A 22,342-nucleotide genomic window follows, 5' to 3' on the forward strand; every position below is an offset into this window, starting at 1 on the left:
GGCCGGTGTGCCGGGAACCGTCGTGACCGGAACCGGGCCCCGGCCAGTCATACAGGGCCCAGTCCAGTCCCGATTCACGGCGGCCCTGACCCACCGGCCCTCTCCATGATTTCCACACGTGTCCCGTCGTCGACATTGCGGGCTGCGGTGGCGCGCTATCACAGCAAGGGACAAATGCGACTTCTTGGTTCTGTGGGTTGTTTTTCCCGTACGGGGATTTGAGAGAAAACCCGACGAACTCTTGTTCGGGCCGCTAGGTTGGGGCGCGAAAAGAAAAACCCGACCCGGTGCGACAACACCCGGTCGGGTTGTGGCCGACGCCTGCACCAACAGGTTTGTCGACTGAGCCACTCCCTGAAAGCACCAGGAAGGCGACTCGTCGTGGAGTCTACCCTCACGCATCCCTGCAGCACAGCCGAAACCCCGGATTCGGCTGGGTTCTCTCCGCCCCGTAAGCGCCCCCAAGGCGCATTCAAGGGCATCGGGTTCATCCTCCCGATCTGGGTCCTGCAGGTCTTCAGCAAGGGGCAGTTGCCCACGCTGCGCTCACTGGCGGCGTTGATGGCCATCGCCAACGCGGTCGACGCCGACGGCCGTTGGTGCTTCTTCCTCCTGGAGAACCTGGCCCAGCGCTCCAGCGGCACGCTGAGTGTCAGCAGCCTCAAGCGCGCCATCGACGACCTGGTCGAAGCGGGCATCGTTCGCAAGCTCACGCGCTCGGAGACCATCGACTTCTTCGCCGAGGACATCCGGAAGGGCCGTTCCCCCTACCGGCTGCCGTGCGTGCTGGAGCTCCTCGTTCCGGCTGAGGACTACTCCGAGTCGGTGCTCGAAGAGATCAACGCCTGCCGCGCACAGCTGGGGGAGGAGCCCCTCACCGCGCACAATCGTCCGCCCCTGAAACGCCGCCCGACCCCAGCTCAGACTGAACCCACCCCCAGCTCAGATCGACCCACAGACTGTTTCCCTGGAGACGGTTCTGAAGCCGAGGTGGACAGTTCCGTCCGTGGCACCTCAAGTACAGGAGAACAAAATCGACAAAAGCCACGGACCGGAATCTTCGGCCTCATCAATCGCATACCCAACTCGTTCCTGGCCTCTCCGGAGAAAGACCGGGACCTGTTGGCACTGGCCGTGGAGAAACTCCTGCGCCAAGGGCTGAGCGAGGCCGACGTGCGCGCCCTGTTCTCCGGGATGGAACGGCTGCGCCGCCCCTTCCCGGCGCTGATGCGGCGGCTGGGCGACCTCACGTACGCACTGGACTTCCTCAACGGCTCACTGGGACGAGGCATCCACACCTCGCCCCCGCGGACGACCCCGGGTCCGGGCTCGGGCGGGGACGAGGCCTCCACCGGGCCCGAGGAGTTCCGGCTGGACAGCCTGGGGCGGGCCACCGGCACCTGCCCCGTGCACGACCGCACGCGCAACATCCCCGGTGGCAACTGCGCGATCTGCGGTGAGCCGTGCCGGTCGACACCCGGCCAGATCATGCCCGAACCCGGGCGGGGAGCAGCCGCACCGACCCAGCGCGCACCCCGGAGCACACCTGAGCCGGAGTCTTCGGATCCTCCCGTGGGCTCTGCGGAAGCCGCCCTGGTCCCGGAGCTACGGGCACGGATGCTCGTCTCCCTCAACGGTGGTGAGCGCGCGCCCGCCGCCGCGCCGGGCACGAAGAGCACGTCCCGCTCAGTCCGCGCCTCAGGACTGTCGCCCGAGACCCTGGCTCTCCTGGACCAGTTGCGCGAGCGGTTCGAGCCTCCCCGGCGCCCTGAGGGCACCGGCACCGCCGAAGCCGCACCCGCACGGACCGCGGCAACGGCCTAGAGTTTCCGCAGGTCAGGAGGTGGACCAATGCGGAACTTTCGAGTGGTCCAGCGATCCGGAGTGGTTCGCCCCGGTATCGCCCGGTTCTGACCTCCGGTAACGCAGTTATCGAAAGCCGGCGACGAAGTGATGAGTTTTCGCGCCCGCACCCGTCATACCTGTGCCGGGACACGCTGAGACGGAAGGATGACGTGATGGGTGCGGCCACGCGACTGGAGGAGATGGACGTGAGCGGTCTGGGCGAGGTCGACGAGCCGGCGTTCTCGGGGCTTGCGGAGCGGCACCGGCGGGAGCTGCACGTGCACTGCTACCGGATGCTCGCGTCGTTCGAGGACGCCGAGGACACCGTGCAGGAGACGTTCATGCGTGCCTGGCGGCGGCGGGAGACCTTCGAGGGGCGGTCGACGTTCCGGGCCTGGTTGTATCGGATCGCCACCAACGCCTGCCTGGACCTGCTCGCCAAGCGCCGCCCGGAGCCTGCGACCGGCGGCGAGGTGCTGTGGCTGCAGCCCTACCCGGACCGGCTGCTCGATGAGCTGCCCGCGGGCGACGCGGAGGAGCCGGAGGCCGTCGCCGTCGCGCGGGAGACGATCGAGCTGGCCTACCTGGTCGCGGTCCAGCCCCTCGCGCCGCGCCCGCGGGCCGTGTTGATCCTGCGGGATGTGCTCGGCTGGCCGGCGAAGGACGTCGCTGAGCTCCTGGGGGACTCCGTCAACTCCGTGAACAGCGCGCTGCAGCGGGCCCGTGCCGGCATGCGGGAGCACCTGCCCTCCGAGCGGCAGGACTGGACCGGTGGAGAGGAGGACACCCGAACGCGTGAGCTGGTGCGCCGCTACACCGATGCCAGCGTCTCCACGGACGTCACGGCGCTCGCCTCGATGCTGCGCGACGACGTCCGTTTCTCGATGCCGCCCACGCCGGGCCTGCATGTCGGCCGCGACACGGTGGTGAACTACTTGGCCGAGAGCAGTTTCGAGGGCATGAAGGGCCTGCGCGCCGTCCAGACCACCGTGAACCGGCAGCCCGCCCTCGCCTTCTACCTCTGGCAGCAGCAGGAGGGCGCGTACCTGCCGCTGACCATCGACGTCCTGCGCGTCACCGGCGGGGCGATCACCGAGATCCTCACGTTCCACGACGACCGGTTCCCGCGGCTCGGGCTGCCGGCGCACCTGCCGGCCGACGGCACGGAGTAGTCCCGGTGCGGACGCTCACGTTGCGCGGCGGCGCGCGTATCGCCGTGATCGCGGAGGAGTGGCACGACGCGTTCTGCCTCGTCACCCGTTTCCGGGTACAGCTGGAGCTGCGCAGTGGCGAGCCGGGGCCGACCCTCGAACGCGATGCCGGGTTCTGGCTCCGTGGCACCGGCGTCACTGCCGCTCTTCTTCGTTGGAGCGCTCACCCCGCCGAGCGTCTCGTGTGAACGGCAGTGGCGACTACACGATCACCGACCTCACCGAGCTGTCTGCGAATGGCTCGATCAACCCACGAAGAAAGGCAGGGCTGCCATGCTGACGCAGGTCGCGGAGGGTGTGCTGATCCACCAAAGCGAGTTACTCCAGAACAACGCCGTTGTCGTGCAAGGCCAGGCCGGCGTGTTGCTGGTCGACCCCGGACTTACCGACGACGAACTGACCTGCCTTGCGAACGACCTGTCCGAGATGGGCCTGTCCGTCGTGGCAGGCTTCTCGACGCATCCTGACTGGGATCACGTGCTCTGGCACGCCGACCTCGGCGAAGTGCCCCGTTACGGCACAGCCCGCTGCGCGGCTGACATGCGAGAGGTGCGCTCAAACGCGGATTGGAAGGCCCGCGCCGCCGAAGGGCTACCGCCGGAAATCGCCGAGGAGACACCGCTGGACCTCTACGGCCTCATCACCGGTCTGCCTGCCGGAACTGTGCAGATTCCCTGGGACGGCCCTGAAGTCCGGATTGTCGAGCACCCGGCGCATGCCCCGGGCCATGCGGCTCTGTTGATCGGGGAACGCGGGGTGCTCGTGGCCGGCGACATGCTGTCTGATGTCTTCGTTCCGATGCTCGACGACTTCAACGGCACCCATGACCCGGTCGAGGACTACCTCGTCGGGCTGCGAGTGCTCGAGGACATGGCGGACGGCGTCGATGTCCTCATCCCCGGTCACGGGTCCGTCTGCGGAGCTGATCAGGTACACGCACGGATCGAACAGGACCGCGCGTACGTACATGCCCTGCGTGACGGCGGTGTTTGCGACGACCCGCGGGTCAACTCGCCTCAGCCTGGCTGGGAGTGGGTGAGCGACATCCACGCAGGGCAGCTTCAGCGGCTCGCCCAAAGCAGAAGAGCGTCATAACCCGTGGGGTGGGGACGGCGTCGCCGGGCGCGCTCGGCGCCCCCCACGACCGGGGCGGAGAAGCACGACGGGCCGCGGCTCGGCTGGGAGCGGCGGCCCGGGGGTGGGTCAGGACAGGTCAGATCAGCATGGCCAGCTGGCGGGCCTGGGCGACCAGGGTGCCCTGGCTGTCCCAGATCTCCATGTCCTCCTCGTGGAGGCTGTGGGAGACGTGCTTGGTCCAGACCCGGCAGGCCAGCCAGCCCGGGGCGGGCCTGGCCCGGATGTGGGTGGTCAGTTCCACGGTGATGGTGCTGAACTCACCGATCTCCAGAACCGCCGGGACCGCGAAGTCGACCATGGCGGGCAGGGAGTGCACGTCGGCGTCGCGGCCGTCGGCGAAGCGCATCCAGAAGTCGCCCTGGGGGCGGCCGTCCTTCTTGCCGTCCAGCCATCCGGGACGCTCGGGGTAGCGGTACTCGACGCGGTGGGCGATGCTCACGCCCTCCGGCTTCCCGGCGAACTCCGGGGGAAGGTGGCAGTCCTCGGGGGCGGGCAGCTCCGGCGGGCCCTCCAGGTGCAGTTCCCGGCCCTCGGTGGCGAGGTCGCCGTAGGTGGCGGTGGCCCGCACGATCTCCTTGCCGCCCTGTTCCAACACGACGGCGCCGGTGGCCGTGCGGCGGCCCTCTCGGATGGTCTCGGTGCGCAGCAGGGCCTCGCCGGGGGCGGCGGGGCGCAGGTAGAAGGCGGAGACCACGAGGGGGTCGGGCTGGGCGAGGGTCTGGCCCAGGGCGTTGAGCGCCGTTCCCAGGACGTAACCGCCGTTGGGGTGCGAGGTGAACGTGGTCCAGCCGTCGGTGAGGGTGGCTGTGAACTCGCCGTCGGCTCGCTTCTCGACCCGGGTGTCCTGGTCGAACTCGTAGCCCTCGGCGGGGTGGTCAAGGCTCATAGGGCAAGGTTACCGGCCAGTAGGAACCCTGGCCACACCAAACCCGAATCCCGTTCGGTTTTGTGGGCGCCACCACACCGGCCGCCTCCGCACGCCCCTCCGCGCGCCGCTTGACCCTGACGCTACGTAGGGCCCTAGCTTCGTCACCACGGCACCGGGAGCGACATCGCACACGAGGCCGCAACCAGCAGCACGACCCGAACCCGGAACCCACTCGGGGCGGGACCACCACAGAGAACGGAAGGCGCACCGTGGGCCACACCGTCGGCGAGGTCGCCCGGATCACCGGACAGACCGTGCGCACCCTGCACCACTACGACCGGATCGGACTCCTCGTCCCGGCCGAGCGCACACCCACCGGCTACCGCCTCTACTCCGAGGCGGACCTGGACCGCCTGCACCGGATCCTCACCTACCGCGAACTGGGCTTTCCCCTGGAGCGGATCGGTGAACTCCTCGACGACCCCGACCCACGGAGCCACCTGGCCCGCCAACACCGGCTGGTCAACGAACGCATCGACCACCTGCGCAGCGTCGCGCACACCCTGCAGAAAATGATGGAGGCGGAACACATGGGCACCAGCCTGACCCCAGAAGAACAGTTCGAGGTCTTCGGAGACTTCGACGTCAACGCACACGCCGAGGAGGCCCGCCAGCGCTGGGGCGACTGTGGCAACGGAGGCTTCGCCCAGTCCCAGGGCCGCACCAGCTCCTACACCAAGCAGGACTGGCAGCGGATCAAGGCCGAGGCCGACGAGATCTGCCGCGCCCTCGCCCAGGCGATGAACGACGGCCTCCCCGCGGACAGCGACACCGTCACCGACCTGGCCGAACAGCACCGCGCGCACATCAGCCGCCACTACTACGACTGCACCCCCGAGATCCACCGGGGCCTGGGTCAGCTCTATGTGGACGACGAGCGCTTCACCGCCACGATCGACGCCTACGGCCAGGGGCTGAGCCTCTACCTGCGTGAGGCCTTCGCTGCCAACGCCGCCCGCCGCGAGGGCTGATCCGAACGGGGAACGGTCCGGGCCCGGGAAGCGAGCACCGCCGGGGACCACGGGGACAGGGCAGGGGATCTGGACTGGCAGGAGTCGTTGATCCAGTGATCTGCCTCCCCTGTGGTTCCCAGCTCGCCACCGTCCGAGTCTCTACCATGCTCCCTCCACATGGCCGACTGCGGCCACTCGGTGGGCGCGGCCGGGCCGGTCATCGCCGTGCACGTGGGTGCGATGTACCTGCCCTCCCCGCCCCTCCGGGGACTTGGCGCTAACGGTCACCATGACGAAGCCGATCACGCTCACAGCACCATCGACCCCGGCCCGTTTCGGGCTCTGCCCGCGTAGCACAGAGAAGGATGGTGCGATGGACAAGTACGCAGTCGCTCGTGAACTCGCCGCTGTGATCGCAGATGAGATCGAGGCGCAACTCGGGATACATCGCCCGGTCGATGATCTGCCTCCGCTGATTGCCGACGCGATCTTGGACACCTTCTGTGTCACGCGCCTTGACGAGGTCGACCGCCTTTCTGCTGACCCGGGCGGGGAACGGCCCGGACCAGCCGGTCAGTCCCACCAGAAGGTGCAGGCCGACTCCCCGATCAGGCCATCGGCGTAGGCCTCCAGGGGGCGTCCTCCGCTCAGCTGCCGGACGTTGTCCGGGCAGAACGCGAAGTGCTCGACCGCCACGCCCAGAGCCGCCTCCCGCGTGGCGGCAAGCGCGGCAACGCTCACGCTTACGCTCAGGGTGTCGAACCCGAGGCAGACGACCCGCCCCGGCGGCAGTGCCGTGCTCAGACGTTCCCAAGGGCGCACGATCCGGTCCTGTCCGTGTGGGGAGACGACGCGCCGCAGGACGCACCCGCGAGGTTACGGACCGGCTCCGACAATCGGACACCCGCGGCCCTGCTTCCGGACCGGTAACGCCTCGCCGGGATTACGCCCACGGTGACCCGATCCTGACAGAATGAAGTGTCGGCACCCCTCCAGCTCACGCTGTCCGACGCCCCTGCACCGCCCCTGTCCGGCTGTGGCGACCGGTCGATCCCCTCCGACCCCGCCCTTCAGCCCAGCCCTCTCGACCTCCTTCTGGCTGCCACATGCACGTCCTCCGCCATGCCTACGACACCCATCTGCGCGGTCACCTCCCCTCACCGCCCAGAGCCGGCGCGGTCCACCTGCGGGACCCGCGACTGACCGGAGCCCGCCTGGTCCGCACCCACTACGGCACCCACGGCAGCATCGACCACGGCCCGCTGCCACCGGAGACGGACCTGCCCGCTCTGGTCGCCCGCCAACGGGACCGGTTCGAGGCGCACACCGAACCCGCGTACTGGCCGGTGCACGCCCACGACCCACCCGCCCTGGCCCAGGCCCTGGAAGCGGCCGGGTTCACCCCGGGCCCCGAACGCACCGTCCTGGTCGCCGAACTCTCCGATCTGCCCTCCGTAGCACCCGCACCGGGCGAACACCTCAGGGAGGACGACCGGGTCAGCGCCGAGGCGGTCCGCGAACTGGCCGCCGCCTCCGGGCCGCACCGGCGCCCCCTGGCCGAGCAGGAGGCCGACGGGGTCTCCTTCGAGAACCGCACCCTCGCCCTGGTGCACGGGGCACGGGTACGGGCGGCCAGCTGGGCCACCCTGCGGACCGGGACACCGTTCGTCGTCCTGGAGGGGATGACCGCGCCCCACCCGGAGTTCCTGGGGGAGTGGGCCCGCCAGGCCGGTTCGGTCCGCGTCCTGGACGGATGGTGGGTGTGGCGCCACGCGAAGGCCCACCTCATGGCCGCCGAGGTCGACCCCCGGGCCCAACCGGACCTGCACGAACTGCTCCTGGACTCGGGGTTCCGCGAGATCACCACCGTGCGCACCTACACCTGGGACCCACCCGGCGCCCCCACCACCACCCGGCCGGTCACCCAGCTCTTCCACGACCCCGAACACCACGACCTCTGGGACCGCTTCACCGAACGGTTCTTCTTCGCCCCCAGCACCACACTCTTCCCCGGCATCGTCGAACCCACCCCCTCGGTGACCTGGCCGCTCCACAGGATCACCGAACACCCCGGGCGCCGCACCGAACTGGACCGCACGGTGCGCCGCGGGCTCAGCCGCAACACCCTGCCGGGGGAGTCCCTGTACGCCCTGGACTGGCAGCACATCGGCGAACGGTACGACCCGCACCGGGTCGGCGGCCCCGAACAGCCCCGCCACCCCGCGTTCACCTACCCCAACGGCGACTACGTCCTCAACCTCACCAAGGACCTGCGCCTGGGCACCTTCGGGCACCCCTGGGAGGAGGGCCCGCACGGCCGGGGCACGCTGTGCGTGTTCGGCGTGGATCTGCTGGCCCAGGTCGAGGAGGACCTCAACCAGCTGCTGGGAGCCCCCATGCGCAGGAACGGACAGCGGATCAGCTGAAAAGCACTTCCGCCCCCGAAAGCGGACTGCCATAGTCCGACCCATGCCCGACACCACCGCCCGCGCCCTGGCCCTGTGGGAACACCTCGCCCGCGCCGGAGCGCAGGGCCCGCTCACCGTCAGCGCCGTCCCGGACTCGCTCCTGTGCCCACCGGGCTGGTGCGGCATCGTCCACCTGGACGGCACCACCCTGGCCACAGCGCCCACCGCCGACCTCGCCGACACCCTGCGCGCCGTGCTGGCCAGGACCCGCCCGGCCGAGCACACCGACCCCGAAGTCCTGCGGGACGCCCTGCCGGCCACCGACGTCCTGGGCCCGGCCACCCTGGCCTACCTGGCCCGGGACGACTTCCGCCCGCGACCCGCCCCGGGCCTGAACCGTCGGTCCGCCGCAGACCCCGCGGTCGAGGCTCTGCTGGAGAAGGCCGGCCCCGAGGAGGCCGGCGAGAGCGGCCTGGCCGAGCTGGAGATCCCGCTGTTCACCCTCACCGAAAAGGGCGCGGTCATCGCCGCCGCCGGATACGAGGTGCTGCCCGAGGAGGTGGCCCACCTGTGCGTCCTCACCGACCCTGAACAGCGCGGCCGCGGACTGGCCCGGGCCGTGGCCTCCGCCGCCGTGGCCCACGCCCTCGACCAAGGCCTGCTTCCCCAGTGGCGCGCCCGCCCGGCACCGTCACGGCGCGTGGCCGCAGCCCTGGGTTTCAGGGAGCTCGGGGCGCAGCTCAGCCTGCAGCTGGGTTGAGCAAGTCCCGCCCCGGCGCTCGGCTCCTCCAGCTCCTTCCGTGTCGGCCACCGCGGTGGTTCCGGGTGCCGGTGGCTTCCGCGTCCCCGCCAACCGGGCAGGCCCCACCGGGCTCCCCGAAGACCTCGCTCCGAGCCGACGCCCTTGACGCACCTGCCACGGCCTCGCCCCCCGTGGTTGGCCGCTAACGGCCAGAACCCGCGAACTTCCGGCCGGACGGAACCGGCCGCGCATCCCACGGCGAGAGGAAGGACGAACACCTTCCCCGACAGGAAAGGCCCCAATGAGCACAACCAGAACCGCTCTCGTCGGCCTCGGCTCGGCGATCGTCGCCAGCGCCGCCACCGCCGCGATCCTGCTCCCCATGGGGGCGTTCGCCGACAGCGCCGACGACCCGGCCAAGGACTGGGGCGAGTGCTCCGGCCCCCGCACCAAGACCATCAGCCTGGAGGAGGCCCTGCCCTACCTCGCGGAGGAGGACACCTTCCCCGCGGAAGGCGACCTCGACGGCTACGAGGTCGGCTACGTCCCCGAGTCCGCCGACGGGACACCCTTCGACACCTCATGGGAAGCGGAGGAGGACATCCCGGCCTCGACCTCCCGCTCCTGGCTCTCCGACGAGGCGGAACTGGAGACCTGGCTGGACGAGAACGGTGAGATCGAGGAACAGTACGCCTACGCGGACGGGCCGCTCAGCGTGACCGTGGAACGCGACGAGGACTTCACCGACGTCGACGCCTACTTCGAGCTCTACTACGAGTCGACCCCCGAGGAGTACTTCGAGGGCGAGAACGTCCAGGACCTGCCCTTCGGCGGCGGCTACTACACCGGCATCGAGGCCATTTGGAGCCCCGAGCCGGGTGTGGTCCTGAGCGTTCACCTGTGGAACGAGGAGGAGTTCGTGGAGCCGGACGGGGCAGAGGACGAGGCCATCGACGAGGAGTGGTACCCGGAGGGCGACCCCGAAGAGGTCCTGCGCATCGCCGAGGGCATCACCCCGGCCTGACCCGGGCTTTCGCGTCCGCTCTCCGCCGTCGCAGACCTTCTGCCCCGTGCTCCCGGGCGCGGCCCGCACTCGCCTCGGGCTCCCGCCCCACGCCGTCGGGGCACTCCGTCCTCGCGGCGCCGACCGCCGTGAAACCGAGAGCCGGCTGTCGGACCCCGTGCAGGCGTGTGGAAGCCGACCCCTGCCAGCGGGGGCTTCTCCTCGCTCGCTCGGCGCGCTCTGCTAGGGAGTGTTCCGCGGATGCTTTCGGTGGGCTCGGCGCTTGCGCCGATGACTGTGAGCGGCCGTCCAGGCAATCTCTCGCCAGACGATGAGCGAGGTCAGCCTGGGGTTGGCTGTCCGAGGGATATCGGCGCAGCGAGAGGCAGCCTGGTGGCCGCGAACCCGAAATGATCCAAGGAACACGACCTAGCTGTCGCGGCGGTCACCGTGGTTGTGCTGAGTACCGATCACACCGCCCTCGGCCTCGATGCCGCGCATGTCGATGTGGTCGCCCCCGTAGCGGGTCTCCTGCTGGTGCACGGCGCCCGCCTGGATGAGCGTCCCGTGCACGTCGCGGGCGATGTTGGTGACGTTGCCGGCACCGCGCGGAGCGACCTCGTCCAGGAGCGCGCGCAGTTCGGCGGCGGCTTCGGGGTCCTCGCGCAGCAGGCGGCGCAGCTGGGTCCTCCAGTTCTGCTCCACCTCCTCGGCCGAGACCGCGTCCCCGGCCAGGTCCTTGCGCGACTCCTCCAGCTCGCCCAGGGCCTTCTCCTTGGCCTCGGCGCCCCTGAACACCCGGGTGATCCACGCCTGGACCACGGTCCAACCGCCCTTGGCCATCTCCTGGGTCAGGACCTTGGCGCCTTCCTCGAACAGCTCCACCGTGCCACCCTCCATGCCGTTGCACCGCCGTGACCGCAGGGCCCGCCGAGCACCGGCAAAGCCCTGTGGGTGAGACGCCCTAGCCAGCCGCACGGTTGCGCACCGGGGGTCCGGAAACCGCAGTCCGGGCGTGAACGCTCTCACCAAGGGAAACACCCGGACCCCTGTTAGCGTTGATCCTCGCGGAGTCGAAAGCCGGCCCCGCGGACCACCAGAGGTGAATTGATGACTGTCGTGACCAGCGCCGCCCTGAGCAGCGCCCCCAGCCCTGCCCACCTCCGGGTCCCGGCCTGACAACACCACGGGACCCCTGAACACAAAGGTCCTCACGTTGTCCGACTCCACTCACGCCTGGTCCACCCGACCCGAGACCAGCGCTGACACCACCGCTGTCCACGCGATCAACAGCGCGGCCTTCGAGACCCCGTCCGAGGCCGACCTGGTCGACGCCCTGCGCACCGACCCCGCAGCGTGGATCGACGGTCTGTCCATCGTCACCGAGGCAGCGGACGGCGCCCTCGTCGGGCACGTCCTGTTCACCCGCTGCCATGTCGACGGCCACGCGGCTCTGGCACTGGCTCCGTGCGCGGTGCTGCCCGAGTTCCAGCGCACCGGCGCCGGTTCGGCCGCCATCCGAACCGGGTTGGAGGCCGCGCGCGCCAAGGGTGAGAACCTCGTCCTGGTGCTGGGGCACGCCGACTACTACCCCAGGTTCGGGTTCACCCCGGCCTCCGGGTTCGGTGTGCGCGCCCCGTTCGAGGTTCCGGACGAGGCCATGATGGCCCTGTCCCTGGACCCGTCGCGCGCGACCCCGCGCGGCACCATCCAGTACCCGGCCGCCTTCGGTATCTGACGCCGCCGGTTCGGTCGAGCCGAGCAGGCGCCCCCGCCACGGCAGACCGCGGCGGGGGCGCCCTGTCCCACCCGGACTCGCACGCGGGCCCGCGCCGTTCCTGCCCGGTCGGCCGAGGTCGGCACCGGGTGGAGATTGACCCCGGTGTGCGCGTTGCCGTCGGCGTCATCGGGGCCGAGGAGGATCACCACAGCATCGGGCGTCAGGTACTGAAGAAGTCCGCCAGGCAGGAGGCGACCGCTTCCGGGGCCTCTTCGGCCATGTGGTGGCCCGAGTCGATGCCCTGGCCTCGCACGTCGCGTGCCCAGGGTTTCCAGATCTCCACCGGGTCGCCGTACAGGACCTCGAGGTCGTCTCGCAGCGACCACAGGATCAGAGCCGGGCAGAGCAGGCGTCGGCCGGCGCGCCGGTCGGCCTCCTCGTGGCCGCGGTCGACTGTGAGACCAGCTCGGTAGTCCTCCAGCATGGCTCGCACCACCACCGGGTCGCGGGTCGCCGCGCGCCACTCGTCGTAGTTCTCCCGACCCATGGAGCGCGCATCACCGCGGTACCAGCTGTCGGGGTCGGCGTTGATGACCCGTTCCGGGATCTCGGGCTGGGCGAAGAAGAACCAGTGCCACCACCGCGTCGCGAAGTCGGGCGTGATCCGGGCCAGGTGCTCGCTGATAGGCACGCAGTCCATGAGCGCTACCCGCGAGACCGCCCCGGGGTGGTCCAGGGCCAGCCGGAAAGCGACGTAGCTGCCGCGGTCGTGCCCGGCCAGGGCGAACCGGTCGTGCCCCAGAGCGCGCATCACGCCCACCAGGTCCCGGGCGACCGCGCGTTTGGAGTACTCGGTGTGGTCCGCCGAAGGGGCGGGGCCACGCGAGCGGCCGTACCCTCGCAGGTCCGGGCAGATGACCCTGAAACCGCGTTCGAGGAGTCGCGGGGCGACGCGGTGCCAGGTCGCGGAGGTCCTGGGGTGGCCGTGCAGGAGCAGCACGGGCGGGCCCTCGCCGCCATGGCGGACGAAGACGGACGCTTCACCTACCTGGATCCGCTCAGCGGTGAAGTTCTCGAACACCCGCCGATTGTCTCTCATGAACGACCGGTTCTGAGAGTTCTGAGCGACTCGGAGCCGATCCGATGTTTGCCCGCCGAGAATCGGGTAGGGGTGGAGAGAGCACCTGCGCGCCCCGCGGGCCACGGGGGACGGCCTCCACGGCCGTTCGGCCCCGGGATGACACAGTGCGGGTGCGAGGGCCGGCGCCCACGGGGGTGAGCGCGCACGGCCCGCGCCGGACCGCCGGTATCGGGGGATCCGCAGGGTCCGGTGAGATGTGGAAGCCCCCGCGCGACCAAGCGTCGCGCGGGGGCTTTTCTCATGTCCGCCCGGCGGGACGGTGTGTTGCAGGGGAACGAACCGAGGGTTCTGGAAAGCGAAACGAAGCGTCTCGTGGAGTGAGCATGAAACGGGGTTTGAGGAACATCCGAACGAAAACCCGCGCTAAGCGCCGGATCCTGTTCCGATGTTCCTCACGCCCCATCCCGGAGCGAGCCTCCTCGGCCCCGAGCACCGAGCAAGAGGGGCCAACCCCTCGATGGCGTCAGGGCGCAGGAGCGGCTCCAGAACGGCATCGCATCGTTTGGGCCCGGGCATCGGCTGGTGTGGCCGTCGGGGAAGGGCTTTTGAGCTCCTCAACGAGGATGTTCCGCAGATCCACACAGTCACGATCGACGCTGAGGGCCCTTTCGGCCCGATACCCACGATGGTCTACGAGCTGAACCTGGCCGATCTGCGCGAAACCGACAACGATCCTGCAGGCAGCCTGCACCTCGTCCGCAAGGCCATCCAGGATGTGGCCAAGGTTCCGAAGGACAGGAAGCAGTGGTCCCCGCAGATCACCGACGAGCTCGGCGTCAGCTGACCCCAGCGGCACGAAGCGGGACCGCGACCGGGCCGTGCTCTACCTGCTCGAACATCAGATCCTGCTGCCCGGCCTGAGCGTGCTCTCCCGGCTGGTGCGCCAGGCACGGCGAGAGGAGTCGGACCCGGGCGCGGGCAACAGCTCCTTCAGCACCCTGTTGACGGCCCTGATGGGCCGGTTATTCTGCGCTGGTGTCAACGATCAAGAAGTTCCAAGTGACCTTCGACTGCGCGGAACCTGCGCGCCTCGCCGCTTTTTGGTGCGAGGTGCTCGGGTACGTCGTACCGACAGTCCCCGAAGGCTTCAGCACGTGGGAGGAGTACCACCACTCGCTGCCACCTGAGGATGAGATCTACTTCGCGTGCACCGATCCCTCCGGTGTGAGTCCACGCCTGCTCTTCCAGCGAGTCCCCGAAGGCAAGGTCGTCAAAAACCGCGTGCATCTCTGTGTGCGGGCCGGCGCCGGGCTCGTGGGTGACGAGCGCCTGGCCACACTCGAGGCCGAATGCGCACGGCTGATGGCTCTGGGTGCGAAGCACGTGCTGACGCAGCACGCCGATGGTGTCAACGAGTCGTGCATCACGATGCAGGACATCGAGGGCAACGAGTTCTGTCTCTCCTGAACCCCTTCAAGACGGAGGTTGAGGAACATCGGAACAGGATCCGGCACTTGGCGCGGGTTTTCGTTCCGATGTTCCTCAACCCCCGAAACCCCGAGCCACCCGCAACAGAGGGTTGCGCGGGGACGGGTGTCCGATGCTCGTCCTCGCCGTCCTCGGAGGGCTCGACGCCGACCAGCGGGGCGGCCACCAGCACCAGGTGTCCTGGCGGGGCGCCCTGCTCCACCCGAACCCTGTGCTTACGTCCGCTCACCCGGACCCTCGCCGCTCCTGCTCAGCCGATCAGCGACAGCTTCCCGGTCAGCTTGTTGACGTCCTTCTTGGGCCCGAACACCGCCACTCCCACGTACTCCATCTCCGCCGGTTCGGTCACCGCGAGCCGGTCCAGGTAGTCCACGTAGGTACGCGAGCGGCGGGCCACCTCGTTGAAGCCGACCACGGTCAGGTCGCGCTCGTCCGCCAGCTCCTTGATGCGGCGCAGTTCCTCACCGCTGGCGGCCAGGGTCGGCACCGGATGGGGATTGATCCCGGCGTGCACGTTGCCGCCGGCGTCCTTGCCGTCGGCCCCCAGCGAGTTCTCCAGCCGCGCACCCAGCGCCAGACCGAGCACCGCGCCGGCGTTGGCCGCCACCGCGAGCTCCAGGTCCGAGCGCAGGACGACAACCAGCTTCGTGGACATACTCATGGACTTCTCCCCGTTCGCCTGTTCATCTGACGTGTGGAACACCCAGAAACTAACCAGAGAAACAACGGCACGGACAGGAGTCCGAACACTATTCGGCGTCCGGCCTAGACTGCCCGGTATGGACGAACTTGATTCGGCGATCGTGCGTGAACTCCAGCAGGACGCACGGCAGACCAACCGGGCCCTGGCCCACAAGCTCGGGGTGGCGCCCTCCACCTGCCTGGAGCGGGTACGGCTGCTGCACCAGCGCGGGGTGATCCGCGGCTACCACGCCGACATCGACCCGGGGGCGCTCAACCGCCGGGTGGAGGCGTTCGTGTCGGTGGAGCTGCGTCCGCCCAGCCGCCGGGCGATCGAGGGGTTCAAGGCGGCGATGTTCGCCCTGCCCGAGGTCCTGGCGGTCTACGTGGTGGCGGGGGAGCAGGACTTCCTGGTGCACGTGTCCGTGCCCGACCTGGACGCCCTGCACAGCTTCCTCATCGACCGCCTCACCGAACGCCGTGAGGTGGCCTCCTTCCGCAGCCAGATCATCTACGACAGCGCCCGCAAACACGTCTCCGATCCCCTCTGAGAGCGGGGGAGGCGCCCCTGACGTGCGATTCCGGGAAACCTCCCCCGGTCCCGAGGGAACCCCGAATGTGGCCGAAACGTCCGATCATGGACACCAGCACGCAGAAGCAGTCGGGGGAGACGTCGTATGGGCAAGAAGAACAGCCAGGGCACCGGGCTCGCGCTCGGACTGGCCTTCGGTGTCGTCTTCGGGATGCTGTTCGACAACCTGGGCCTGGGCATCGCGCTCGGCCTCGTCTTCGGGCTGGCCTTCGGCGCCCACCAGTCCAAGAAGAGCGAGGGCTGAGCGCCGGAGCACACGGCCGCCGAAGAACCCCGGGCACCTTGAGCCCTCACCGCCCGGTCAGGTCCTCCTCGACCGGGAAGCGATCGCCACCCGGTTCGAAGCGCAGGGAGCGGTTGAGCTTCAGCATCGCCGCGTTGTTCCGGTCCACGGCCGCCGCCACCGCCCTGGACGGGCTCACCGGGGCCGACGCGCCACCAGCTCCTGCACCCTCGTCTGCGAGGAGACCGTTACCTGAGCAGCGGCGCGAGATAACCGCCCTCGGCGTCGAGCAGCTCCGTGAGCAGGCGGCACGGCCGCCAGTCCTCGACACGTTCCTCGGCGCTGTCGAGGGCGAGCCAGATGTCGAGGTCGCGAAGCTGGTCGAGAACCGCTGCGCCGTGGATGAGCGCGCGACCATGAACCGGATCCATATGACGCGCGGCGATCTCCACCGCGGCAACACCCGCCTCCGCATCAACGCGTTGGCCTTCCTCTGATACGCGAGCCTCGCACACCAGCCGGCACAGGTCGATCTCGACCGGACCGAGCACGGCGAACTCGAAGTCCAGCAAGGCGACGACCTCGCCGTCCCACAGGGCGTTCATCAGGGCGAGGTCGCCGTGGTTGACGGTCTGCTCGACCAGGGGTGCGGCCCGGAAGTAGCCCTCGAGGACTTCGTGGAGCCGCGACCGCTGGGCGCTGGACAGTCCCAGCGCAACCTCGGCGCGTCCAGCCGCCGCCCTGGCATCGCCGAGCGTTGCCGGTACAAAACCCCCGTGCGATGCGACATGCGTCCTGAGAGACGAACTCGCGTCGTGCACGATCTGGGCCCGGGCCCACAGCTGACGGACCGCCTGTCGTTGCTCCGCAGGTGTCAGCATCGGCCATGCCTCGTGCAGGTTCTGGCCGCGGACCTCCGCGGTCACGATCCAGCCGTGGCCCTCGGTGGTGCCCTCCCCGAGGATGTCCGGGTGCCCGACCTCCCGCGGCAGAGCACGCACGAGCGCGGCCTCACGAGCCATGTCGACGGGTGTGTGCGCAATCCGCACGGCGATGCCGTCACCGACCCACGTCGCGTTCGAGTACCCGTTCGCTCGTCGCATCCGCGTGAGCTCGCCACGGTAGCGGGCTGCCACCTCGGCGGCCCAGCCCCGGACCAGGGCTGCGTGGGACGGATCGCGATGCTGGTCGAGTGGATGGGTATCCGCGCTGGGCTCTGGCACCATGCGAGCATCTTCCCATGACCGTTCAGGTGCTGATTCAGTGCCCGGTCAGGCTCTCCTCCACCAGCAGCCGCTCGCTGACGCTCTTGTACAACAGGGACCGGTTGACCGCCAGCATCGCCCGGTTCTCCCGGTTGATCGTCACGGCCATCGCCTCCACGTGCGGGAACAGGTCGTGCACCCGCAGCGCCTGGGTGGCCTTGACCCGGCTGGCCAACCCCTTGCGCCGGTGGGCGGGCAGCACCGCGGTGTCGTGCTGGTCGGCGACCGGGCCGCCGGTCACCGTGCTCACCGTCGCCGCGACCACCTGGTCGGAGAGGCAGTCCAGGGCCGCGCCCACCACCAACTGGGACCCGTCCTCGGTGACCTTGCGCTCCCACTCCCGTACCTGGGCCACGCCCCAGGCGCGCGCCTCCATCTGCAGGGCCGCCCCGGGGGCGTCCAGCAGGTGCGCCATCACCCGGCCGAAGGAGGCGGCCAGCTCCTCGGGCACGGCTCCCTGCCAGTGCGTGAGCCGGTACCCGCGGGCCGGGGTGGCGGCCAGGCTCCAGCAGCGCCGCAGCGTCGGCTCGTCCAGGTACTGCTTCTGCAGCTCCAACCGCAGCAGGGTGCGCAGGTAAGGACTGGCCCGAGCGAAGGGCTCACCCGGTGTCCCGGCCAGGACGGTGCTCTGGAGGCGGTCCATACCCCGGGCTCGGGCCTCCTCCACAACGGCCTCCCGCAGCTGCGCGCCGATGCCCTTGCGCCGGGCCGGATCGGTCACGAACAGCCGCAGGAACCCGATCCGCGCGTCGTGGTGCTGGCGGCGCAGCTCGGCCACCCCCTGGACGGGGGTCCGGGGTGCGACGCGGGCCGCCCAGCGCCAGGCCTCGCCCGCGCGCCCGGCGCGCAGGCGCTCGGCCAGTTCCTCGGTCAGGGGTGCGCCGCCCGAGAGCTCACTCTGCCCCTTGGTGTACACCACGGTCCAGGCGGCCAGGTCGGAGAGTGTGGCCGTGGTGGGGTCGAAGGCTTCAACGAGAGGGCTCACCCTGCCACCGTGCCACACCGGGGTCGTCCTGTCCCGCTCCCGCGACGCCCTCCTGGGCGACGAACCGATCTTGTCGTCCACGCCGACCGGACCGCTTTCCCCGCCCCCGGACCCCCGGTCGTCGGGGTGGCGGCGAGCGCCGGTGCTGTGACTTCGGCCACCAGGCCGCGCGCGTCACCGCCCGATGGAAACGCCCGGCCTGGCACAGCGGCACGCGTCCCCTGCGCGGGAAACCCCCGTCACCACCGCGAAGCCTTACGGGGGAGGGGTTCACGGCTCCGCCCCGGCTAGGGTGGACCTTCGTCTCACCGTGCCCGCGACGCCCGGGTGAGGCAGGTGTTTCCCGTGTGTTACGGCCCGACACATTCAGGCAACGCCCCCTCCCTACCTTCGGTTATGTCAGCAGCCGTCAAGCAGGAAGGCCTGGTCGTGACCCCCGAGACCGGAACACGAGCGCCACGCACCGGACCGAGCTGGATCTCCCGTTGGGACCCCGAGGACCAGGAGTTCTGGAACAGCACCGGCCGCCCCGTCGCCCGCCGCAACCTGTGGGCCTCCATCCTCTCCGAGCACATCGGCTTCTCGGTGTGGTCCATCTGGTCCGTGCTGGTGCTGTTCATGATCCCCGAGCACGGTTTCTCCACCACCCCCGAACAGAAGTTCCTGCTGTTGTCGGTGGTCACCCTGGTCGGTGCCGTCCTGCGGGTGCCCTACACCCTGGCGGTGCCGATCTTCGGCGGCCGCAACTGGACGCTGGTGTCCACCTTCCTGCTCGTCGTCCCCACCGCGGCCGCATTCTTCCTGATCCAGAACCCGGACACCCCCTTCTGGCTGATGCTGCTGCTGGCCGCCACCGCCGGTGTGGGCGGCGGCAACTTCTCCTCCTCGATGGCCAACATCAACTCCTACTTCCCCGAACGGGAGAAGGGGTGGGCCCTGGGACTGAACGCGGGCGGCGGCAACATCGGCGTGGCCACCGTCCAACTGGTGGGCCTGGCCGTGATCGCCCTGTTCACGACCTCGGCCGGGTACCTGGTCCCGCTGTTCTACGCGCCGCTGATCCTGCTGGCCGCCTGGTGGGCGCTGCGCTCGATGAACAACCTGGTCAACGTGCGCAGCGACATCCCCGCACAGCTGTCGGCCACCAGGGACCGCCACTTCTGGATCATGTCGGTGCTCTACATCGGGACCTTCGGCTCCTTCATCGGCACCGGTTTCGCCTTCGGCCTGCTCCTGCAGTCCCAGTTCGGCCTGGAGCCCGTCCAGTCCGCCGCGATCGCCGTACTGGGCCCGGTCATCGGCTCCCTGATCCGCCCGGTCGGCGGCAGAACGGCCGACGCCCTGGGCGGGGCGCGCGTGACCCTGTGGGTGTTCCTGGCGATGGCCGTGTGCGCCGCGGCCCTGGTCCTGGCCGTGCAGGCGGACCACCTGGTGCTGTTCGTGGGCGCCTTCGCGGTGATGTTCTTCCTCACCGGCCTGGGCAACGGCTCCACCTACAAGATGATCCCCTCCATCTACGCGGCCCGGGCCGAGAACGCCATCGCCGCCGGAGAGCCCCGTGAGGAGGCGCTGGCCCGCACCAAGCGCACCGCCTCCTCGATGCTCGGGCTGATCGGCGCGGTCGGTGCGCTGGGCGGGGTGGCCATCAACGTCACCTTCCGCGAAGCCTTCGCCGCCACCGGCTCCACGGCGCCCGCCTTCGCCGCTTTCGGGATGTTCTACCTTGGCTGCGCGGCCATCACCTACCTGGTGTACCTGCGCCGCCCGGCCGGCACCCGTCCGACCCCCGCCGCACCGGCCCCGGCCGCACAAACCCCGGACCCCTCCACACCCGCACAGGGAACGGCCCACCGATGAACCCGAACCCGGCCGCCCCCGGCCGCCCCGAACCCGTCTCCGGACCCCCGGCTCCGGGCACCGGCGCCTCCGCCCCCTCGGTGCGGACCCACTGCCCCTACTGCGCCCTGCAGTGCGCCATGCACCTGGACACCGGGACCGACGGGCGCCTGTCCGTGCGCCCCGCCGACTTCCCCACCAACCGGGGCGGGCTGTGCCGCAAGGGCTGGACCTCCACCGAGGTCCTCACCGTCCCCGACCGCCTCACCCGCCCCCTGCTGCGCAAGGACCGCGACTCCGACTTCACCGAGGTCGACTGGGACACCGCCCTGGACCACGTCGCCGAGCGCCTGCTGGCCCTGCGCGCCGAGTCCGGCCCCGACACCGTCGCGGTCTTCGGCAGCGGCGGACTGACCAACGAGAAGTCCTACACCCTGGGCAAGTTCGCCCGTGTGGCCCTGGGCACCTCCCAGATCGACTACAACGGCCGTTTCTGCATGTCCTCGGCGGCCGCCGGGGGCATGCGCGCCTTCGGCCTGGACCGGGGCATGCCCTTCCCGCTCACCGACGTCGGCTCGGCCGAGGTGGTCCTGCTCGCCGGGGCCAACCCCGCCGAGACCATGCCGCCGATGATGGGTCACCTGTCCGCGCCCGCCCTGATCGTCATCGACCCCCGCCGCACCGCCACCGCCCAGGTCGCACTGGACAACGGCGGGCTGCACCTGGCCCCGCGCCCGGGCACCGACCTGGCCCTGGCCCTGGGCCTGCTGCACGCCGTCCGCGCCCAGGGCTGGGTGGACACCGACTACGTCGCCGCCCGCACGAGCGGGTTCGAGCGGGCCTGGGAGCACGCCGCGGCCTGGTGGCCCGAGCACACCGAACTCGTCACCGGGGTGCCCGCCGCCCAGATCCGCGCCGCCGCCGACCTGCTGGGCCGGGCCGCCCACAACCGCTCGGCCTACGTTCTGACCGGGCGCGGCACCGAGCAGCACGCCAAGGGCACCGACACCGTCTCGGCCTGGATCAACCTCTCCCTGGCCCTGGGCCTGCCCGGCCGCACCGGTGCGGGCTACGGGTGCATCACCGGGCAGGGCAACGGCCAGGGCGGGCGCGAGCACGGCCAGAAGGCCGACCAGCTCCCCGGCTACCGCAGGATCGACGACCCGGCCGCCCGCGAGCACGTGGCCGGGGTGTGGGGGGTGGACCCCCGTTCCCTGCCCGGACCGGGCCGCAGCGCCGCCGAACTCCTCGACGCCCTGGGCACCCCCGGCGGGCCGCGCGCCATGCTGGTGTTCGGCTCCAACCCGGTGGTCTCGGCCCCCGACAGCAACCGGGTCCGTGAGCGCCTGTCCTCCCTGGACCTGTTGGTGGCCGCCGACTTCGTGCTCTCCGAGACCGCAGCCCTGGCCGACGTGGTCCTCCCGGTGGCCCAGTGGGCCGAGGAGTCGGGCACCATGACCAACCTGGAGGGGCGGGTGCTGCGCCGCAACCGGGCCGCCCTGCCGCCGGGCGGGGTGCGCACCGACCTGGAGGTGCTCTCCGCACTGGCCGTGCGCCTGGGCCAGCCCGCCGCACGCTTTCCCACCGAACCCGACACCGTGCTGGCCGAACTGGGAGCCGCCTCCGCCGGGGGAGCGGCCGACTACTCCGGCATCACCCCCGAGAGGCTGGCCTCAGGCGAGGCCCTGCACTGGCCGGTGCTCCCGGGCGCCGCGCCCACCCCCCGCCTGTTCCTGGACTCCTTCGCCCACCCCGACGGGCGCGCCCGGTTCGTCGCCGTCGCCCACCGCCCCGCGGCGGAGGAGCCCGACGCCGAGTTCCCGCTCATCGCCACCACCGGCCGGCTCATGGGCCACTACCAGTCCGGAGCCCAGACCCGCCGGGTGCCCGAGCTCGACGGCGCCGAACCCGAGGTGTACGTGGAGGTGCACCCCGACACCGCCGCCCGCGCCGGGCTGGCCGCCGGGGACCGGGCCCGGCTCACCTCCCGCCGGGGCCACACCAGCGCCAGGGTGCGCCTGGAGCCCACGGCCCGGCTGGACACGGTGTTCGTGCCCTTCCACTACGCGGGCGCCCAGGCCGCCAACAACCTCACCCATCCGGCGCTGGACCCCACCAGCCGGATGCCGGAGTTCAAGGTCAGTGCCGTGCGTCTGGAACCCGACCCCTCGGGGCCGCCCGTATCCGCTCCCTGAACGCGCGCGGGCCGCGCCCGCACAGCACCACCCGGCCGACGCCGTCCGG

The 22,342-nt window shown here is 70.4% G+C and carries 23 protein-coding genes; 15 read left to right on the plus strand and 8 right to left on the minus strand.

Features of this window, described 5'->3' with window-relative positions; translation table 11 throughout:
• The first annotated feature begins 531 nt into the window (after window positions 1–531).
• The 4 genes from D458_RS33270 (at window position 532) to D458_RS0109570 (ending at window position 4,151) form a co-directional block, all read left to right on the plus strand.
• The gene (locus tag D458_RS33270) at window positions 532–1,824 is read left to right on the plus strand and encodes a helix-turn-helix domain-containing protein (protein ID WP_017586514.1); all 1,293 of its coding nucleotides are present in this window, start codon (window positions 532–534) and stop codon (window positions 1,822–1,824) included.
• A gap of 194 nt (window positions 1,825–2,018) precedes the next feature.
• The gene (locus tag D458_RS0109560; RefSeq protein WP_017586515.1) at window positions 2,019–3,017 is read left to right on the plus strand and encodes an RNA polymerase subunit sigma-70; all 999 of its coding nucleotides are present in this window, start codon (window positions 2,019–2,021) and stop codon (window positions 3,015–3,017) included.
• A gap of 5 nt (window positions 3,018–3,022) precedes the next feature.
• Complete coding sequence (locus tag D458_RS0109565; protein ID WP_017586516.1) at window positions 3,023–3,244, plus strand: hypothetical protein; 222 nt, start codon at window positions 3,023–3,025, stop codon at window positions 3,242–3,244.
• Between the two features lie 85 nt (window positions 3,245–3,329).
• Window positions 3,330–4,151: an MBL fold metallo-hydrolase gene (locus D458_RS0109570; RefSeq protein ID WP_017586517.1), complete on the plus strand. Its 822-nt coding sequence runs from the start codon at window positions 3,330–3,332 to the stop codon at window positions 4,149–4,151.
• Between the two features lie 118 nt (window positions 4,152–4,269).
• Here D458_RS0109570 and D458_RS0109575 read toward each other — a convergent pair whose 3' ends face one another.
• Window positions 4,270–5,079 (minus strand): thioesterase family protein, encoded by an 810-nt coding sequence (locus tag D458_RS0109575; protein WP_017586518.1) that lies wholly within the window; start codon window positions 5,077–5,079, stop codon window positions 4,270–4,272.
• Between the two features lie 251 nt (window positions 5,080–5,330).
• Here D458_RS0109575 and D458_RS0109580 point away from each other — a divergent pair, with 251 nt between their 5' ends.
• Entirely contained in the window at window positions 5,331–6,092 is a 762-nt protein-coding gene (locus tag D458_RS0109580) for a MerR family transcriptional regulator (RefSeq protein ID WP_017586519.1), read from the plus strand.
• 555 nt (window positions 6,093–6,647) lie between these two features.
• Here the strand turns inward: D458_RS0109580 and D458_RS37515 are convergent.
• Window positions 6,648–6,896 carry a DUF4253 domain-containing protein gene (locus D458_RS37515; protein WP_017586520.1) on the minus strand — a complete coding sequence of 83 codons (249 nt, stop codon included), beginning with the start codon at window positions 6,894–6,896 and terminating at the stop codon, window positions 6,648–6,650.
• Window positions 6,897–7,180: 284 nt separating this feature from the next.
• Between D458_RS37515 and D458_RS0109590 the strand changes: the two genes are divergently transcribed.
• The 3 genes from D458_RS0109590 (at window position 7,181) to D458_RS0109600 (ending at window position 10,248) form a co-directional block, all read left to right on the plus strand.
• On the plus strand, window positions 7,181–8,500 hold the full coding sequence (locus D458_RS0109590) for a DUF2716 domain-containing protein (protein ID WP_017586521.1): 1,320 nt from the start codon (window positions 7,181–7,183) through the stop codon (window positions 8,498–8,500).
• Window positions 8,501–8,543: 43 nt separating this feature from the next.
• A complete protein-coding gene (locus D458_RS0109595; protein ID WP_017586522.1) occupies window positions 8,544–9,242 on the plus strand; it encodes a GNAT family N-acetyltransferase in 699 nt (232 codons plus the stop codon).
• A 283-nt stretch (window positions 9,243–9,525) separates the two neighbouring features.
• Window positions 9,526–10,248 carry a hypothetical protein gene (locus D458_RS0109600; protein WP_017586523.1) on the plus strand — a complete coding sequence of 241 codons (723 nt, stop codon included), beginning with the start codon at window positions 9,526–9,528 and terminating at the stop codon, window positions 10,246–10,248.
• A 408-nt stretch (window positions 10,249–10,656) separates the two neighbouring features.
• On the opposite strand, the gene D458_RS0109605 is transcribed toward D458_RS0109600, so the two are convergent.
• On the minus strand, window positions 10,657–11,127 hold the full coding sequence (locus D458_RS0109605; protein ID WP_040702298.1) for a hypothetical protein: 471 nt from the start codon (window positions 11,125–11,127) through the stop codon (window positions 10,657–10,659).
• A gap of 316 nt (window positions 11,128–11,443) precedes the next feature.
• On the opposite strand from D458_RS0109605, the gene D458_RS0109610 reads away from it, so the two are divergent.
• Window positions 11,444–11,965: a GNAT family N-acetyltransferase gene (locus D458_RS0109610; protein WP_017586525.1), complete on the plus strand. Its 522-nt coding sequence runs from the start codon at window positions 11,444–11,446 to the stop codon at window positions 11,963–11,965.
• A gap of 202 nt (window positions 11,966–12,167) precedes the next feature.
• On the opposite strand, the gene D458_RS0109615 is transcribed toward D458_RS0109610, so the two are convergent.
• Window positions 12,168–13,028: an alpha/beta fold hydrolase gene (locus D458_RS0109615; protein WP_017586526.1), complete on the minus strand. Its 861-nt coding sequence runs from the start codon at window positions 13,026–13,028 to the stop codon at window positions 12,168–12,170.
• A 685-nt stretch (window positions 13,029–13,713) separates the two neighbouring features.
• Between D458_RS0109615 and D458_RS36710 the strand changes: the two genes are divergently transcribed.
• Together D458_RS36710 and D458_RS0109625 are read left to right on the plus strand one after the other, a co-directional pair.
• Window positions 13,714–13,872 carry a hypothetical protein gene (locus tag D458_RS36710; protein WP_017586527.1) on the plus strand — a complete coding sequence of 53 codons (159 nt, stop codon included), beginning with the start codon at window positions 13,714–13,716 and terminating at the stop codon, window positions 13,870–13,872.
• Window positions 13,873–14,063: 191 nt separating this feature from the next.
• Complete coding sequence (locus D458_RS0109625) at window positions 14,064–14,495, plus strand: VOC family protein (RefSeq protein WP_026119152.1); 432 nt, start codon at window positions 14,064–14,066, stop codon at window positions 14,493–14,495.
• A gap of 271 nt (window positions 14,496–14,766) precedes the next feature.
• On the opposite strand, the gene D458_RS0109630 is transcribed toward D458_RS0109625, so the two are convergent.
• Window positions 14,767–15,177 (minus strand): DUF2000 domain-containing protein, encoded by a 411-nt coding sequence (locus tag D458_RS0109630; RefSeq protein WP_026119153.1) that lies wholly within the window; start codon window positions 15,175–15,177, stop codon window positions 14,767–14,769.
• Window positions 15,178–15,295: 118 nt separating this feature from the next.
• Between D458_RS0109630 and D458_RS0109635 the strand changes: the two genes are divergently transcribed.
• Both D458_RS0109635 and D458_RS36925 read left to right on the plus strand, forming a co-directional pair.
• On the plus strand, window positions 15,296–15,748 hold the full coding sequence (locus D458_RS0109635) for an Lrp/AsnC family transcriptional regulator (protein ID WP_017586530.1): 453 nt from the start codon (window positions 15,296–15,298) through the stop codon (window positions 15,746–15,748).
• Between the two features lie 126 nt (window positions 15,749–15,874).
• Window positions 15,875–16,033, plus strand: coding sequence for a hypothetical protein (locus D458_RS36925; RefSeq protein ID WP_017586531.1), 159 nt, complete (start codon window positions 15,875–15,877; stop codon window positions 16,031–16,033).
• 46 nt (window positions 16,034–16,079) lie between these two features.
• On the opposite strand, the gene D458_RS37905 is transcribed toward D458_RS36925, so the two are convergent.
• From D458_RS37905 to D458_RS0109655, 3 genes are read right to left on the minus strand one after another with little or no spacing between them, the layout of a single operon-like run.
• On the minus strand, window positions 16,080–16,211 hold the full coding sequence (locus tag D458_RS37905; RefSeq protein WP_017586532.1) for a hypothetical protein: 132 nt from the start codon (window positions 16,209–16,211) through the stop codon (window positions 16,080–16,082).
• Window positions 16,212–16,260: 49 nt separating this feature from the next.
• Window positions 16,261–17,238 (minus strand): phosphotransferase family protein, encoded by a 978-nt coding sequence (locus D458_RS0109650; protein WP_017586533.1) that lies wholly within the window; start codon window positions 17,236–17,238, stop codon window positions 16,261–16,263.
• A gap of 34 nt (window positions 17,239–17,272) precedes the next feature.
• The gene (locus D458_RS0109655) at window positions 17,273–18,262 is read right to left on the minus strand and encodes a GNAT family N-acetyltransferase (protein ID WP_017586534.1); all 990 of its coding nucleotides are present in this window, start codon (window positions 18,260–18,262) and stop codon (window positions 17,273–17,275) included.
• A 429-nt stretch (window positions 18,263–18,691) separates the two neighbouring features.
• On the opposite strand from D458_RS0109655, the gene D458_RS33275 reads away from it, so the two are divergent.
• Entirely contained in the window at window positions 18,692–20,119 is a 1,428-nt protein-coding gene (locus D458_RS33275; RefSeq protein ID WP_017586535.1) for an MFS transporter, read from the plus strand.
• Window positions 20,116–22,293: a molybdopterin oxidoreductase family protein gene (locus tag D458_RS0109665; RefSeq protein ID WP_017586536.1), complete on the plus strand. Its 2,178-nt coding sequence runs from the start codon at window positions 20,116–20,118 to the stop codon at window positions 22,291–22,293. The genes D458_RS33275 and D458_RS0109665 overlap by 4 nt, the downstream gene beginning before the upstream one ends.
• Window positions 22,294–22,342 lie beyond the last annotated feature (49 nt).

The sequence above is a fragment of the Nocardiopsis ganjiahuensis DSM 45031 genome, from assembly GCF_000341085.1.
GTDB lineage: Bacteria > Actinomycetota > Actinomycetes > Streptosporangiales > Streptosporangiaceae > Nocardiopsis > Nocardiopsis ganjiahuensis.

Coding starts and splice junctions, on each gene's coding strand:
- D458_RS0109570 (WP_017586517.1), top strand. CDS start 3,330: ATGCTGACGCAGGTCGCGGAGGGTGTGCTGATCCACCAAAGCGAGTTA.
- D458_RS0109600 (WP_017586523.1), top strand. CDS start 9,526: ATGAGCACAACCAGAACCGCTCTCGTCGGCCTCGGCTCGGCGATCGTC.
- D458_RS0109560 (WP_017586515.1), top strand. CDS start 2,019: ATGGGTGCGGCCACGCGACTGGAGGAGATGGACGTGAGCGGTCTGGGC.
- D458_RS0109650 (WP_017586533.1), bottom strand. CDS start 17,238: ATGGTGCCAGAGCCCAGCGCGGATACCCATCCACTCGACCAGCATCGC.
- D458_RS36710 (WP_017586527.1), top strand. CDS start 13,714: ATGGTCTACGAGCTGAACCTGGCCGATCTGCGCGAAACCGACAACGAT.
- D458_RS0109665 (WP_017586536.1), top strand. CDS start 20,116: ATGAACCCGAACCCGGCCGCCCCCGGCCGCCCCGAACCCGTCTCCGGA.
- D458_RS0109575 (WP_017586518.1), bottom strand. CDS start 5,079: ATGAGCCTTGACCACCCCGCCGAGGGCTACGAGTTCGACCAGGACACC.
- D458_RS0109605 (WP_040702298.1), bottom strand. CDS start 11,127: ATGGAGGGTGGCACGGTGGAGCTGTTCGAGGAAGGCGCCAAGGTCCTG.
- D458_RS0109590 (WP_017586521.1), top strand. CDS start 7,181: ATGCACGTCCTCCGCCATGCCTACGACACCCATCTGCGCGGTCACCTC.
- D458_RS0109635 (WP_017586530.1), top strand. CDS start 15,296: ATGGACGAACTTGATTCGGCGATCGTGCGTGAACTCCAGCAGGACGCA.
- D458_RS0109595 (WP_017586522.1), top strand. CDS start 8,544: ATGCCCGACACCACCGCCCGCGCCCTGGCCCTGTGGGAACACCTCGCC.
- D458_RS36925 (WP_017586531.1), top strand. CDS start 15,875: ATGGGCAAGAAGAACAGCCAGGGCACCGGGCTCGCGCTCGGACTGGCC.
- D458_RS0109630 (WP_026119153.1), bottom strand. CDS start 15,177: ATGAGTATGTCCACGAAGCTGGTTGTCGTCCTGCGCTCGGACCTGGAG.